At 66.1% G+C, this 15339-nt stretch carries 11 protein-coding genes; 9 read left to right on the forward strand and 2 right to left on the reverse strand.

Going from position 1 to position 15339, the window contains the following annotated elements; translation table 11 throughout:
- Nucleotides 1-12: 12 nt before the first annotated feature.
- Complete coding sequence (locus GB880_RS06530) at nt 13-1383, forward strand: glycosyltransferase 61 family protein (protein WP_154490333.1); 1371 nt, start codon at nt 13-15, stop codon at nt 1381-1383.
- Here GB880_RS06530 and mutS read toward each other — a convergent pair.
- A complete protein-coding gene (gene mutS / locus GB880_RS06535; protein ID WP_263467367.1) occupies nt 1365-4007 on the reverse strand; it encodes a DNA mismatch repair protein MutS in 2643 nt (880 codons plus the stop codon). The genes GB880_RS06530 and mutS overlap by 19 nt on opposite strands.
- A 220-nt stretch (nt 4008-4227) precedes the next feature.
- Here mutS and GB880_RS06540 point away from each other — a divergent pair, with 220 nt between their 5' ends.
- The 7 genes from GB880_RS06540 (at nt 4228) to GB880_RS06570 (ending at nt 12923) form a co-directional block, all read left to right on the forward strand.
- A complete protein-coding gene (locus GB880_RS06540) occupies nt 4228-4989 on the forward strand; it encodes a 2-keto-4-pentenoate hydratase (protein WP_229774397.1) in 762 nt (253 codons plus the stop codon).
- Between the two features lie 154 nt (nt 4990-5143).
- Nucleotides 5144-6250: an ABC transporter substrate-binding protein gene (locus tag GB880_RS06545; RefSeq protein WP_154493699.1), complete on the forward strand. Its 1107-nt coding sequence runs from the start codon at nt 5144-5146 to the stop codon at nt 6248-6250.
- A 55-nt stretch (nt 6251-6305) separates the two neighbouring features.
- A complete protein-coding gene (locus tag GB880_RS06550; RefSeq protein ID WP_154493700.1) occupies nt 6306-7154 on the forward strand; it encodes an ABC transporter permease in 849 nt (282 codons plus the stop codon).
- Nucleotides 7151-7933 carry an ABC transporter permease gene (locus tag GB880_RS06555; RefSeq protein WP_154493701.1) on the forward strand — a complete coding sequence of 261 codons (783 nt, stop codon included), beginning with the start codon at nt 7151-7153 and terminating at the stop codon, nt 7931-7933. The genes GB880_RS06550 and GB880_RS06555 overlap by 4 nt, the downstream gene beginning before the upstream one ends.
- Complete coding sequence (locus GB880_RS06560; protein WP_154493702.1) at nt 7930-8967, forward strand: ABC transporter ATP-binding protein; 1038 nt, start codon at nt 7930-7932, stop codon at nt 8965-8967. Before GB880_RS06555 ends, GB880_RS06560 begins: the two co-directional genes overlap by 4 nt.
- 148 nt (nt 8968-9115) lie before the next feature.
- Nucleotides 9116-11068 (forward strand): Hint domain-containing protein, encoded by a 1953-nt coding sequence (locus GB880_RS06565; protein WP_154493703.1) that lies wholly within the window; start codon nt 9116-9118, stop codon nt 11066-11068.
- A 154-nt stretch (nt 11069-11222) separates the two neighbouring features.
- Nucleotides 11223-12923: a calcium-binding protein gene (locus GB880_RS06570; protein WP_154493704.1), complete on the forward strand. Its 1701-nt coding sequence runs from the start codon at nt 11223-11225 to the stop codon at nt 12921-12923.
- A 25-nt stretch (nt 12924-12948) separates the two neighbouring features.
- On the opposite strand, the gene GB880_RS06575 is transcribed toward GB880_RS06570, so the two are convergent.
- Entirely contained in the window at nt 12949-13719 is a 771-nt protein-coding gene (locus tag GB880_RS06575; RefSeq protein WP_154493705.1) for a WecB/TagA/CpsF family glycosyltransferase, read from the reverse strand.
- A 118-nt stretch (nt 13720-13837) separates the two neighbouring features.
- On the opposite strand from GB880_RS06575, the gene GB880_RS06580 reads away from it, so the two are divergent.
- Nucleotides 13838-15262, forward strand: coding sequence for a hypothetical protein (locus tag GB880_RS06580; RefSeq protein WP_263467368.1), 1425 nt, complete (start codon nt 13838-13840; stop codon nt 15260-15262).
- Nucleotides 15263-15339 lie beyond the last annotated feature (77 nt).

The following is a 15339-nucleotide window of genomic DNA, read 5'->3' on the forward strand; positions in this document are numbered from 1 at the left end:
GGGGGAGCGAAGATGTCGATGGAACTGCGACGGCCGCCTATGGGTGTGTTTCACATGCCCGGCCTGCATCCGGGCCTGCATTACCTGGCGCCGCGTCCCGGCTGGGTGATCCGCCCCGCGACCGGCGCCGCGGTGCGCCTGTTCGGCGAAAGCGATGAAGATGACTTGCGCGCTGCCCAGCAGGTCGCCATCGACCGCCAGCAGCAGCGCCTGCTGGGCTCGGTCATGGAAATCGCCACCGTTCCGGTGCTGCTGGAAAATGCGGTGTTTCGAAATTCCTTCGCGATGATCGACGGCAGGATCTGGCTGAACGGTGCGGCCGGCACCCGGATGCGCAAGAAATTCGACCAGCAGAACCCCGAGGATTGGCGCCAGGACCGGCTGCGCCAGGCCTTTCGCCGGGCCCGGCGCGATGCCCGCGTGCCTCTGCCGGTGTGGAAGGAAGATGTTTCAGACCTGCCCGTGGCCATCGAATTGAAGAATGGCTTCAACTATTTCCATTTCAGCACCGAAACCCTCGGCTGTCTGGCGCAGCTGGCCAGTGACGCCGGCGACCAGCCGATCAACCTGCACCTGCCGCATGACAATGTGCGCGGCTTTGTCGAAGGCTTCATCCAGGCGCTGTTTCCCGAACTGGCGTCGCGGGTGCAGTTCATCAGCGCGGCGCGCAGCTATGACCGGGTGCGTTCGCTGTATAACCACCGTCATTACCTTTATCAGGTCGAGGATCCCCGCATCGCCAAGGCCTTGGCCGGTCCCGGCGTCGATCCGCGCTGGGCCACGGCATTGCGCCATGACCAGTCCAGCCGCAAGAGCGTGGTCATGGCCAGTTTCGACAGCAGCTTGCGGCTGCTGCGCGATCATGCCCTTCGCCAGTTGCCGCACAAGGCCGGCGAGGGGTTGCCGCGGCTGATATGGATGGGCCGCGACGAGGGGGGAGAGGCGCGCGCCCGCGGCCTGACCGGGCATGGCGATCTGCTGGCGGCGCTTAAGGCGCGCGGCTTTGAACAGGTGGCCTTCGAGCATCTGCCGCCATTGCAGCAGATCGCGCAGATGCAGGCCGCCGACATCGTGGTGGCGCCGCATGGCGCGGGGCTGGCCAACATGATCTATGCCCGGCGCGATGCGCTGGTCATAGAAATCGGCACGCGCCAGACCCAGCTGCATCGCTGGGGCGATTTCCTGCCCTGTGCCCATGTCGCGCATTGTCGCTATGATACGGTCTTTGCCGATATCGCCGGCATCCCCGCCGCGGCCGAGGTGCCGCCGATCACCGAAGGGTTGCTGGGCATCCACATCGGCCGTCAGGCGACACGCCGCATCCTGACCCTTGTGGACGAGGCTCTGGACCAGGGCGGGCGCGCCTATTCGGCGGCAGGCTGATCCAGCATCGCCCGCAATTCATAGACCAGATCCAGCGCCTCGCGGGCGCTTATGGTGTCGGGGTTCAGGGCACGCAGCCGCTCTTCGACCTGCGAAGGGCGTATGGGCGGGGCGGGCGTGGCCGGGGGGGCGGCGCGGAACAGCGGCAGGTCATCAAGCAGCGCCGCCGGCTTGCCCACGCCCTCGCGCGCGCCGCTTTCCAGCTGTTCCAGGATGTCGCGGGCGCGGGCGACCACCGCCTCGGGCAGGCCCGCCAGCCGCGCCACCTGCACGCCATAGGATCGGTCGGCCGCGCCCTTGCGCACCTCGTGCAGAAAGATCACCTCTCCTTCCCATTCGCGCACCGCCACGGTGGCGTTTTCCACCCCGTCGAGCCGCGCCGACAGGGCCGTCATCTCGTGGTAATGGGTGGCGAACAGCGCCCGGCAGCGGTTCTTGGCATGCAGGTGTTCCAGCACCGCCCAGGCGATGCTGAGCCCGTCCCATGTGGCGGTGCCGCGGCCGATTTCGTCCAGGATCACCAGGGCCCGGTCATCGGCCTGGTTCAGGATCGCCGCCGTCTCGACCATCTCGACCATGAAGGTCGAGCGTCCGCGCGCCAGGTCGTCCGCGGCGCCGACGCGGCTGAACAGCTGGCTGACCAGCCCCAGTTCCGCCCGGCGCGCCGGCACGAAGCTGCCGGCCTGCGCCAGAATCGCGATCAGCGCGTTCTGGCGCAGAAAGGTCGATTTGCCGGCCATGTTCGGGCCGGTCAGCAACCAGATGGCGGGGGTGTCGCCCTGGGTCAGGGCGCAGTCATTGGCGACAAACGCCTGTCCCTTGCGCCTGAGCGCGCGTTCGACCACCGGATGGCGCCCCCCTTCGACGACAAGGCGACGGCTGTCGTCGATCTGGGGGCGGGTCCAGCCCTGCGCCGCGGCCAGGTCGGCAAAGGCCGCGGCCAGGTCGATTTCCGCCAGCGCCCGGGCGGTCTGGCCCAGGGGCCCGGCCTGATCCAGCACCGCGCGGTTCAGCCGGGCGAATACCGCCCGCTCGATCTCGAGCGCGCGGTCGCGGGCGTTGAGGATGCGCGCCTCGAGCTCGGAAAGCTCGACGGTGGTAAAGCGGATCTGGTTGGCGGTCGTCTGCCGATGGATGAAGCGCTGGCTCAGCGGCGGGGCCAGCATGCGTTCGGCATGGGTGGCGGTGGTTTCGATGAAATAGCCCAGGACGTTGTTGTGCTTGATCTTCAGGCTCTGCACGCCGGTTTCGGCGATGTAATCGGCCTGCATCCGGGCGATGACGGCGCGGCCTTCGTCGCGCAGGGCGCGGGTTTCGTCCAGTTCCGCGTCATGGCCTTGGGCGACGAAGCCGCCGTCGCGCAACAGCAGCGGCGGCTCCTCGACAAGGGCCGATTGCAGCAGCGCGATCAGCCCCTGATGCCCGATCAGGTCCGAGGCCGCTTGCGCCAGCAGCGGCGGGGGATCGTGTCGCAGCAGCGCCGCGATGCATTCGGCCTGCACCAGGCCCGCGCGGATCGCGGCCAGATCGCGCGGGCCGCCGCGATCCAGCGCCAGCCGCGACAGGGCGCGGTCGATGTCGGGCACCCGCGCCAGCGCCTCGCGCAGGCGGGCGGTCAGCGGCGGATCGTCCAGCAGCCATTCCACCGCGTCGTGACGCGCGCGGATGGCGGACAGATCGCGCGAGGGCGCGCTGATGCGCCGCTCCAGCAGCCGCGCGCCGGCGGCGGTCACCGTGGTGTCGATGGCGGCCAGCAGGCTACCCTCGCGCCCACCCGACAGTGCCTGGGTCAGTTCCAGGTTGCGGCGCGTCGCGGCATCGATCTGCATGCTGCCGCCCGGGTTTTCGCGCTGGGGCGGGCGCAGCAGCGGCATCCGCCCCTTTTGCGTCAGTTCCAGATAGTCGACGATCGCCCCCAGCGCCGCCAGCTCGGCCCGCGAGAACTGGCCGAAGCCTTCCAGCGTCTGGACCTGGAACAGCGCGCATAGCCGCCGGGCGCCGGCGCTGCTGTCGAAACTGGCGGCGGGCCGTTCGGTCAGCGCCGCCCCCGCCTCTTGCGCCAGCTGGTCAAGGCCGCTGCCCTCGACCGCCAGCAGTTCGCGCGGCGCGTGGCGCGCCAGTTCCGGTCCCAGTTGCGCCGGCGGGCAGGGCATGACCCGCAGCGCCCCGGTCGAGATATCGGCCCAGGCCAGCGCCGATTCCTCGCGCACGCTGGCAAAGCTGGCCAGGAAATTGTGGCGCCGCGCCTCGAGCAGGCTTTCCTCGGTCAGGGTGCCGGGGGTAACCAGGCGCACCACGTCGCGGGCGACCACGGATTTGCTGCCGCGCTTCTTCGCTTCGGCCGGATCTTCGAGCTGTTCGGCGATGGCGACGCGAAACCCCTTGCGGATCAGGGTCAGCAGATAGGATTCCGCCGCGTGCACCGGCACGCCGCACATCGGGATCGGCTGTCCCTGATGCGTGCCGCGCCGGGTCAGCGCAATGTCCAGCGCCGCCGCCGCCGCCACCGCGTCGTCAAAGAACATCTCGTAGAAATCGCCCATGCGATAGAACAGCAGCGCCCCCGGATTGGCCGCGCGGATCGCCAGATATTGCGCCATCATCGGGGTCGGTTGTTCGCTCATCTGCTGCCTTCATGCTGCGATGGCTGCTGTTCTAGGCGATGGAGACGGGGATGCAAACATCTGCCGGGTGCAGACGCAGAATCCCCGGTGACATGGCAGTCGTCTTGCGGCATCGTTGCAGGGCTGGCTTGAGGGGTTTTCGATGAGACTTTGTTATGTGGTTGCGGCCGCGCTGCTTTTCGGCGGGGCTGTGCATGCGGCGTGCCCGGACGCAACCTTGATGCAGAACGCAGCGCGCGGCTGGCTGGCCGGTCAGCGCCTGCCCGATCCGCTGGTGCGCACCGTCGAAGAGGGCGCCTGCGCTTATGCCAGCTTTCGCAGCGTGCTCGAGGCCGAGATGGGGCCGCCCGTCGGCGTCAAGGTGGGCTTCACCTCGCGCGAGGTGCAGCGCCGCTTCGGTGTCGACGGCCCGCTGACCGGGGCGCTGTTCGCCCCGATGCTGGTGCCCGACGGATCGCGGCTGAGCCTGGCGGGCAGCCGTGCGCCCATGTTCGAAGCCGATCTGGTCGTGACCGTGGAGGATGGCGCCATCATGCAGGCGCGCACGCGCGAAGAGGTCGTGCGCGCCTTGCGCGATGTCAGGCCCTTTATCGAAATCCCCGATCTGGCGCTGCGCAAGGATGTTCAGCTCAGCGGGCCGTTGATGGTCGCCTATGGCGCCGCGCCCTGGCGGGGGGTGCTTGGACGGGGTATCGCCATCGCCGATCTGGCCGATCCCGTGGCCGACCTGGCAACGCTGACGGTCGAGCTGCGCCGCAACGGTCAGGCAGTCACCACCGGGCGGGGGGATATGTTGCTGGGGCATCCGCTGGATGTGGTGCTGTGGCTGGTGCAAAACAGCCCCTATCAGCTCAAACCCGGTTCGGTGATTTCGCTGGGCTCGTTCGGTGCCCCCCAGCCGGCCGTCGCCGGCCAGCGGATCGAGGCGCTGTATCGGATCGGCGGACATGGCATGAAGGCCACGGTCACGCTGGTGCCATGACCGCAAGACAGCCATCCTTACCTTGGGTAAGCTTTGGAAAAAACCTTTGATTTGCCGTGGTCTGTGTCGCACAACTGTCACGGGGGACCGCTAGGTGGCTGACAGGCCGCCACCGGCGGCGCGTTCACAAGGGACGTTCACAAGGGAGTTGACGATGACTGTTCAATCGACGGCTGCGGGGCTTGCGGCGCTGATCGCGCTGGCGACCTCTGGCGTGGCTTTGGCACAGGATCTGGCGGCGCTGGAAGAGGCGGCCAAGGCCGAAGGCATGCTGACCACCATCGCCCTGCCGCATGACTGGTGCAACTATGGTGGCGTGATCGAGGGGTTCAAGAAGAAATACCCCGAAATCAAGGTCAACGAACTGAACCCCGACGCCGGTTCCGCCGACGAGCTTGAGGCGATCCGCGCCAACAAGGACAACAAGGGTCCGCAAGCCCCCGATGTCATCGATGTGGGCCTGTCCTTCGGGCCGCAGGCCAAGGCCGAGGGGCTGATCCAGCCCTACAAGGTGGCGACCTGGGACACGATCCCCGATGATGCCAAGGATGCCGAAGGCTACTGGTATGGCGATTACTACGGGGTGATGGCCTTTGGCGTGAACACCGACCTGATCGACGAGGTGCCGCGGACCTGGAAGGATCTGACCAAGCCCGAATATGCCAATGCCTTTGCCCTGGCCGGCGATCCGCGCGCATCCGCGCAGGCGATCATCTCGGTGATGGCGGCGGGCATCGCCGCGGGCGGCGAGCCGGGCGAGGCTTCGGGGCAGAAGGGCATGGAGCTGATGGCCGAGATCAACAAGGCCGGCAACTTCGTTCCGGTGATCGGCAAGTCGGCCACCATCGCCCAGGGCGCGACCCCGATCGTCACCGCCTGGGATTACAACCTGCTCAGCTGGCGCGACAGCCTGAACGGTAACCCGCCGGTCGAGGTGGTCATCCCCGAGGATGGCGTGGTCGCCGGGGTCTATGTGCAGGCGATTTCGGCCTATGCGCCGCATCCCAATGCCGCCAAGCTGTGGATGGAATACCTGTATTCCGATGAAGGCCAGCTGGCCTGGCTGAAGGGTTATTGCCACCCGATCCGCTTCAACGACCTGGTCGCCAACGGCAAGGTGCCGCAGGAGCTGCTGGACGCGCTGCCGCCAGCCGCCGCCTATGAAAAGGCCGTGTTCCCGACGCTGGAACAGCAAGAGGCGAACAAGAAGGTCGTGACCGAGGGCTGGGACCGCGTCGTCGGCGCGGCGGTCAAGGAATGATCGGCCGCGGCCCCGTTCCCGGACGGGGCCGCGCCTGCACGGACAACGAGGCAAGATGAAGCAGATCGGCTGGAACTGGTTGGGCGTTGTGCCCTTTTTCGCCTTTGCGGCGCTGTTTCTGATCTTGCCGACCATGAACATCGTCATCGGCGCCTTTCGCACGCCGCAGGGCGATTTTACCCTGGCCAATCTGGCCGGGCTTGGCGCGCCGCGCATCGTCGACAGCTTTGCCATCTCGATCAAGATTTCGCTGGCCTCGGCGCTGCTGGGCTGCCTGATCGGCTTTGCCATGGCGGCGGCGGTGGTGATGGGCGGCCTGCCCGGCTGGATCAAGGCGCCGCTGATGACCTTTTCGGGGGTAGCCTCGAATTTCGCCGGGGTGCCGCTGGCCTTCGCCTTCATCGCCACGCTGGGACGGGTCGGGCTGGTCACGCTGCTGCTGCGGCAGTGGTTCGGCATCAACATCTATGCCATGGGCTTCAACCTGCTGTCCTTCTGGGGCCTGACGCTGACCTATCTGTTCTTTCAGATCCCGTTGATGATCCTGATCATCACCCCCGCGCTTGAAGGGCTGCGCCGCGAATGGCGCGAGGCGGCCGAGGTTCTGGGCGCCAGCGGCGGGCAATACTGGCGGATGGTGGCGCTGCCCATCCTGTTCCCGTCGCTGCTGGGCACCTTTGCGCTGCTGTTTGCCAACAGTTTCGGCGCGGTGGCCACCGCCTATGCGCTGACCGGATCGTCGCTGTCGATCGTGCCGATCATGTTGTTTGCGCAGATCCGGGGCGACGTGCTGCAGGATCCGCACCTGGGCTATGCCATGGCCTTCGGCATGATCGTCGTCACCGGCCTGGCGAACCTCGCCTATGTCATCATGCGCAGCCGCGCCGAACGGTGGATGCGATGAAGCGGCTGTGGTCCTGGGTCGCGCTGCTGGTCGGCGGGCTGTATTTCCTGCTGCCGCTGATCGGCACCATCGAATTTTCCCTGCGGATGCGGCGCGGAGAATATTCGCTGGACGCCTATCGCTCGGTTCTGGGCGATCCGGCCTTTCGCCAGACCTTCACCTATTCGGTGGTCATGGCGTTGCTGACCATCGTGCTGGGGGTGCTGCTGGTGGTGCCCACCGCCTATTGGGTGCGGCTGCGGCTGCCGCGGCTGCGGCCTGTGATCGAATTCATCACCCTGCTGCCGTTGGTCATCCCGGCCATCGTGGTGGTGTTTGGCTATATCCGGCTTTACAACACCAGTTCGATCTTGCCGCTGACCGGATCGGCGGGGGGCACCAATCTGTTGCTGCTGTGCGGCTATGCCACGCTGGCGCTGCCCTATATGTATCGCGCGGTCGACACCGGACTGTCGACCATGGATGTGCGCTCGCTGACCGAGGCGGCGCAGTCGCTGGGCGCGGGGTGGGTGCGCATCATCGGGCGACTGATCCTGCCGAATGTTCTGGGGGCGGTGATGTCGGGGGCGTTCCTGTCCTTTGCCATCGTCATCGGTGAATTCACCATGGCGGCGCTGCTGAACCGGCCGGCATTCGGTCCCTACATGCAGCTGCTGGGCGCCAACCGCGCCTATGAGCCGGCGGCGCTGGCGGTGATCGCCTTTGCCGTCACCTGGGGTTGCATGGGCGTCATGCAACTTATTTCCCGCCTGTTCGGCGTGCGAAAGACTGCAAGATGAGCTTTCTGATCCTTGACCACCTGCGCAAATCCTTTGGCGACACCCAGGTCGTGCATGATTTCGACCTGCATATCGCCAAGGGGGAGTTCGTATCGTTCCTGGGCCCCTCGGGCTGCGGCAAGACCACTGTGTTGCGCATGGTGGCGGGTTTTGAAACCCCCAGCGCCGGCCGCATCGTCATCGACGGCCAGGACGTGACCGGGCTGCGTCCCAATCAGCGCCAGATCGGCATGGTGTTCCAGTCCTATGCCCTGTTTCCCAATCTGACCGTCGCCGACAACGTGGCCTTCGGGCTGAAGGTCGCCGGGGTGCCGCGCGCCCAGCGCGAGCCGCGCGTGGCCGAGATGCTGGCCCTGATCGGCCTGCCCGATCTGGGGCGGCGCTATCCCTGGCAGCTGTCGGGCGGCCAGCAGCAGCGCGTGGCGCTGGCGCGGGCGCTGGCACCGCGGCCCAGGGTGCTGCTCTTGGACGAGCCGCTGTCGGCGCTGGACGCCAAGATCCGCGTCAGCCTGCGCAACCAGATCCGCGAGATCCAGCAGCAGCTGGGCATCACCACCATCTTCGTGACCCACGACCAGGAAGAAGCGTTGTCGATTTCGGACCGCATCGTGGTCATGCACAAGGGGATCGCCGATCAGACCGGCACCCCTGCCCAGATCTACAACCAGCCCGCGACCAGCTTCGTGGCCGGATTTGTCGGCACGCTGAACCGGTTCCAGGCCCAGGTGCTGGACCCGGCGCGCGGCCTGGTGCAGGTAGGGCCGCATCAGATCCTGCTGAACCGGCCGCTGCCGACGGGCGCCGTGACCCTGGCCGCGCGCCCCGAAGCATTGCGCGCCGAGGACAGCGACGGCATCCCGGCCGAGATCACCGGGGCCGAGTTCCTGGGATCGGTGCTGCGCCTGCGCGCCCGCGCCCTTGGGCAAGAGGTCGTGCTGGACCGCTTCAACGCCCCGGGTCTGGAGTTGCCGGCGCCGGGCACGGCGGTGCATCTGTCGGCGCGTCCCGAAAGCTGGATGGTGCTGCCGGCCTGAGCCGGCGTCCTGCCGGCCCGCATCCACCTGTCCAAAAGATCAACTGCCCTTTCGCGGGCAGATGCACTTATATCGGCGTATATTCGCCGATCTGCGCAGGGATTTTGGTTAACTGCGCAAAGGTTAACGATTTTTTGCAGGTAGCAACATGGCCACCATTCCCGGCACCGGCGGCAACGACACCCTTCTGGGCACTGCGGACGACGATCTGATCGAAGGGGGCGCCGGAAATGACCTTCTGAACGGCGGCGCAGGCAGCGATACGGTGGATGGCGGCACCGGCGCGGACATGCTGTTCTGGGACGAAAATCCCGATGGCAGCAGCGATCATGACATCTACCATGGCGGCACCGGGGACGAAGGTTTCGATCCTTCGCCCTACACGCATCAGGGTGGCGATACGCTGAATCTGGGCCATGACGGCACCGGGCTTGGCGGGTTTCATGTGGTCTATACCACGGCCAGTTCCGGCACGGCTCAGGATGCCTATGGCAACAGCCTGAGCTTTGACGGGCTCGAGCGGACGTTTACGGGCGGCGGAAACGACTTTCTGGACGCCTCGGGGGCGGTGACGCAGGATGATGTCGGCATCCGCGTCTATACCGGCGGCGGCAATGACACCATCCTGGGCAGTTCCGCCACCGATTACATCCGCGCTGGCGACGGCGACGACCTGATCCACGCGGGCGACGGCAATGATGTGGTCGAAGGCGGCGCCGGCGACGACACCATCTATGGCGAGGGCGGCAATGACGGGCTGCGCTGGGGCGATGGCGGCTCGGACGCGGCGGTGGGCAATGATGTCTATTATGGCGGCACTGGCTATAACAGCCTGAACGCCTGGCAATACGACAGCAGCGGGCACGGTGTGCAGATGATCCTGGACACGTCCAGCAGCGGCACGGTGACGGCCACGGGGGCCGCCACCGGGCATCTGGAGTTTCACGATTTCCAGAACCTGCTGACCGGCCACGGCAATGACACGGTGGACGGCTCGGCCGCGGGGGTGGACGGCTTCCGGGTCTATACCGCCTGGGGCGACGATTCGATCATCGGCAGCGCCGGCGACGACACGATCGAGGGCGGCTATGGTGCCGACACCATCGACGCCGGCGCGGGGAACGATCTGATTTCCATGGTGGGCGACCTGTTCGCGGTCCACGCCTGGGACGACATTTCATCGGACCTGCTGGTGCTGCGCGACGGGTTCGGCCATGACACCGTGCGCGCCTTCACCATCGAGCCGGGCGTGGATCAATGGGGCAATGCCATCCCCGTCGATCGCCTGGATGTCAGCGGTCTGCACGATGCCGATGGCAATCCTGTCGATCTGAACGATGTGACGATCGGCAGCTTTACCGACCCTTACGGCAATATCCATGCGCAATTGCAGTTTCCCAATGGCGAGACCCTGGTGCTTTACGAGGTCGACCCGGCGGCACTGACCCGTGCCAAGCTGCACGAACTGGGCATTCCCTGCCTTTGCCGTGGCACGCTGATCGCCACCGATTGCGGCCCCATGCCGGTTGAACAACTTTCGGTTGGGTCTCTGGTCATGACCCGCGACCATGGATTGCAGCCGATTCGCTGGATCGGCTCACGGCGGCTGGATCAGATCGATCTGACCCTGGCTCCGCGTCTGCGCCCCATTCACATTCGCGCGGGGGCGCTGGGTGCGGGGCTGCCGGCTCGGGATCTGTGGGTGTCGCCACAGCATCGGATGCTGGTCAGTTCCGCCATTGCCCGCCGCATGTTCGGGTGTTCCGAAGTGCTGGTTGCGGCCCGGCAATTGCTGGCGCTGGACGGGGTTGCGCAGGATGCGTGCCTGGCAGAGGTGGAATATTTCCACCTGCTGTTCGATGCCCATGAGATCATCCTGGCCAACGGCGCACCGACGGAATCGCTTTATCTGGGCGATCAGGCGATGCGGGCGCTGGGCCCCGAGGCACGGGCCGAGATCCTGACCCTTTTTCCTCAGCTGGAGCACGCCCCACCTGCCGCCGCCCGACCGCTGGTGACCGGGGCAAAGGCAAGACAGCTGGCCACCCGCCATGCCCGCAACGGCAAGGCACTGAGCGGAGATCTTGCAACCCCAGAGTGAAAGTCGAACAGGAATCTGTCGATTTCTTGACCGAAAGGGCAGGTAACACAAAATCGTGGGTTTCGTCGATAACCGCCGCGGACGGCATGTCGCGGCGGCCCTGTCGGGTTTTCTGCTTTTTCCGTCCGCAATTCTGGCGACTTCGGAGAAAGCAATGCCTGTCATCACTGGAACCGCAGGGAACGACCGACTTGTCGGCACGAGCGGGCAGGACACCCTGACCGGGCTTGCCGGCCGGGACACCATAGATCCCGGCCATGGCAGCGACCGCGCGGACGGCGGCCACGGGGCCGATCTGCTTTTTTGGGATCAGAATCCCAATTCTACCGGGGTTATCGATACCTATATCGGCGGTGTCGGCGGCGAAGCCTATGATGCCAACCTTTACGGCGCCCTGTCCGGCGGGGACCGGCTGCATCTGGGCACCAGCGCCGGTTCGGGCGGCTTTCGTGTGACCTTCACCACCACCGAGGACGGTCATGCGCTTGACGCCTGGGGCAACCGGCTGAACTTTACCGGGTTCGAGCGGCTGCAGACCGGCGCCGGCGATGACCGGATCGAGGCGCGCGGCGCCAGCATCCTGCCGGCCCGAGGCAGCGGCAGCGATCACGTGCCGGTTCATGGGCTGACCGTGAACAGCGGCGCCGGCAACGACTATATCTCGGGCACGAATGCCGATGACGTGCTGTATGGCGGCACCGGCAACGATACGATCTATGGCAATGGCGGCACCGACCTGCTGATGTCCTCGGCCGGGGATGATTATGGCCATGCCGGGGACGGCGACGACAATGTGCGCTGGGGCAACAATGGCGGTCTGGATCCGATCACCAATATCGGTCGCGACACGCTGGTGGGCGGCAATGGCACCGATCTGCTCAATATCTGGGCCAAGGGTGACGGCGACAACAGCCCGGGTGCGCGGGTGGTGTTCACTACCGCCAGTTCTGGCACCGCCAGCTATCTCACCTATGGCACGCTGACCTTCAGCGAGTTCGAGCAATACTGGACGCACGAAGGCAAGGATACGGTCATCGCCTCGGGCGCGCGGATCGGCGTCAATGAACAGGGGATCTGGTTCAATACCCGCTGGGGCGATGATCGCATCACCGGCAGCAACGGCCGCGACTGGCTCGAGGGCGGGGACGGCGCCGATACCATCGATGGCGGCCGCGGCAATGACCTGATTTCGCTGTTCGAGGATATCTATATCGACGGTCTGGTAACACCCGACGCCTATCGCGATGTGCTGGTGGTGCGCGACGGCGCGGGCATCGACACCATTCGCGGGTTCCAGCTGGGCGACCTGCGCAACGCTGCAGGCGAGATCGTGCGCTATGGCGACCGGTTGAGCCTGGGCAACCTGCACGACGCCCAGGGCAACCGCGTGGATGTCAACGACGTGCGCGTCACCTCCAATCGCGACGGCCATGCGGTGCTGAGCTTTCCCAACGGCGAACAGCTGGTGCTGGAAGGGGTGAGTGCCGGTGCGTTGAACCGCACGATGCTGAACCGCATTGGCATCCCGAACCCTGTGGCCACCAACAGCACCGCCACGCCCACCACGGCGGCGGCGCGCACGGCCGAGCCTGCGCCGACGGAGTCGGCGGTTTCGGGGGCCAATCTGGCACTGGACGCGCCGATGAGCGAAGGTCCGGGTGCCGAAACTGCCCCGTCGCTGGCCCGCGCGCCTGCGCTGTGGCAGCAGATTTCGGAGGCGGTCGAATCGGCCTTGCAGGATCATAGTCACGGGCAGGCTTTGCCGGACCTGTATCTGCACCTTTCCCAGGCGCTGGAAAGGTCAGATTTCCACAGCGTGCTGACCGCTGACGGGTTTCAGTTCGACTGGACCTGACGGCAAGGACCGGGGCGCAGGCCGACTATTGCGGTTTGCGTCCCGCGAACCTCAGCGCCAGCGCCCGTCCCACATGGCCGGGCAGTATGGCGAATCCCCGCATGTAGCGCCCGAAAAGCCGGCGCGGATTCGACAGCATGCGCCACAGCCACTCCATCTTCAGGCGCCGCACCGCTTGCGGTGCGCGCCGCTGATGCCCTGACAGGAAATCGAGTCCCGCCCCGATCGAGGCGAAACCTGTCCGGCCCAGCGCATCGCGCGCCCGGATGGCCAGGATTTCCTGCCGCGGCGCCCCCAGGGCCAGAAAGCACAGCCGCGCCCCGGACCGGCGGATGGATTCGATCACGGCGTCGGCCTCTTCGCCCATGGGATCGAAGGGAAAGCCCGGCGCATGGGTCAGAACGATCCGCAGCCCCGGCACGGCCCTGGTCATGGCGGCGGCGGCGAGGTCCAGCGATTCCTGGCTGCCGCCGATCAGCGCCACCGGCAGGTCGGCCCGTGCCGCCTCGGTCGCCAGCGGCAGCACCAGATCCGATCCGGGTGCCAGCCTGACCGGCCGCCCGGCGATGCGCGACAGCCAGACGATGGGATTGCCGTCGGCGCAGACCAGGTCATGCGCGCCGTAGGCACGGCGAAAGGCTGCGTCCTCCGCCAGGCGTTGCAGGTGATCGACGTTCAGCGTGGCCAGCGCAAAGCCCTGGCCGGCCGCCAGACGCGCCCGAACCTGCGCCAGCAGATCGTCCGAATCCAGACAATTGATCCTGACGGCATTGCCGTCGGGAAAGGTGAAATGCATGATGGCCTCGGCCCCGCGGGGAAACTTGCGGCAGGATGGTGGGACTGAACGTGGAATGCAACGCCCTTCCCGCGTGATGACAGGATGCGGCTGAGTCCGCGCGACAGGAGACAGGGCCGTGCCCGTTTTCGCCTTTCTGGTGCTGTTGTTCTATCCGCTGGTGGTGGCGGTGCTGTTTGCGCGACTGGATAGGGTCCGGGCGCTGATCTGGTCGATCCTTGCAGGCTATCTGTTGCTGCCGCAGCTGATCGAGATCGACCTGCCGGGATTTCCTGGCCTCAACAAGGCGGTCATTCCCGCGACCGCCGCCGCCATCGCGATCTATTTCGGATCAGACAGCCGGCCGCGCGATGCGCTGGGACCGCCGCCGATGGGGCCGTGGGTGGGATTCCTGCTGGCGATGCTGTTCACCTCGCCGTTCCTGACCGCCGTGACCAATCCCGATCCGTTGATCGACGGCATCAACTATCGCCCGGCCATGTCGCTGTCGCAGGGGGTGGGGCATCTGATCCTGCAGGTGATGCAGATCTTGCCCTTCCTTTTGGGTTACAAGCTGCTGTGGAACGTCCAGGGTGCGCGGCAATGGATGCGGGCACTGGTGCTCGGGGTGCTGTGCTATACCGTGCCGATGCTGATCGAGCTGCGGCTGAGCCCGCAGATCCATGTCTGGGTCTATGGCTATTTCCAGCACGATTTCATCCAGACCATCCGCTATGGCGGCTATCGGCCGATCGTGTTTCTGGAACATCCGCTGTGGGTGGCGGTGATGACCATGACCGCCTTTCTGGCCGCCATTGCCTTTGCGCGCAACGATCCGACCCGGCGCAATGTGCTGATCGCGCTGTATCTGGGCTGCATCGTGGTGCTGTGCAAATCGGCAGGCGCGCTGATGCAGGCGATGATGGCGGCGCCGCTGGTCGCCTTTGCCCGGCCGCGGGCGATGGTGCTGATGGCTGTGCTGGTGGCCAGCGTGGCCTTTGCCTATCCGACGCTGCGCACCACCTCGTGGATGCCATTGCAGGGCATCGTCGATCTGGCGATGTCGATTTCGCCCGACCGCGGCCGCTCGCTCGAGTTCCGGCTGATGAACGAGGAGGCGCTGCTGGAACGCGCGATGGAGCGGCCTCTGTTCGGCTGGGGTAGCTGGGGCCGGTCGCTGTTCTATGATCCCTACAGCGGGCGGCTGGCATCGGTGCCCGACGGGCAGTGGATCATCTGGGTGGGCGCACGCGGCATCTATGGCTATCTGGCGCATTTCCTGCTTTTGTTGACGCCGATCTACATGCTGTTCCGGGCGATGCCGCGTGGCAGGGATCCGGCGCGCGAACCCGAACTGGTGCTGCTGGGTTGCCTGTCGCTGATGCTGGCGATGAACCTGCTCGATCTCATCCCCAATGCCACGCTGACGCCGCTGACCTGGCTGACTGCCGGCACGCTTCTGGGCAATGCCCGGCGTCTGCACCAGGGCCTGCCGCAACATGAGGGGCTTGGCCAGGCCGTGGCCGTTCTGCCGAAAAAGGCAGGCATCCAGACGCTAATATAGGTTGGTCACTGCAGCAGGATTCGATATGCCGAAACTGGCTGCCCATTATTAAGTTATTAGTCCCTTTGTGGGAATTT

Source organism: Paracoccus sp. SMMA_5_TC, assembly GCF_009696685.2.
GTDB lineage: Bacteria > Pseudomonadota > Alphaproteobacteria > Rhodobacterales > Rhodobacteraceae > Paracoccus.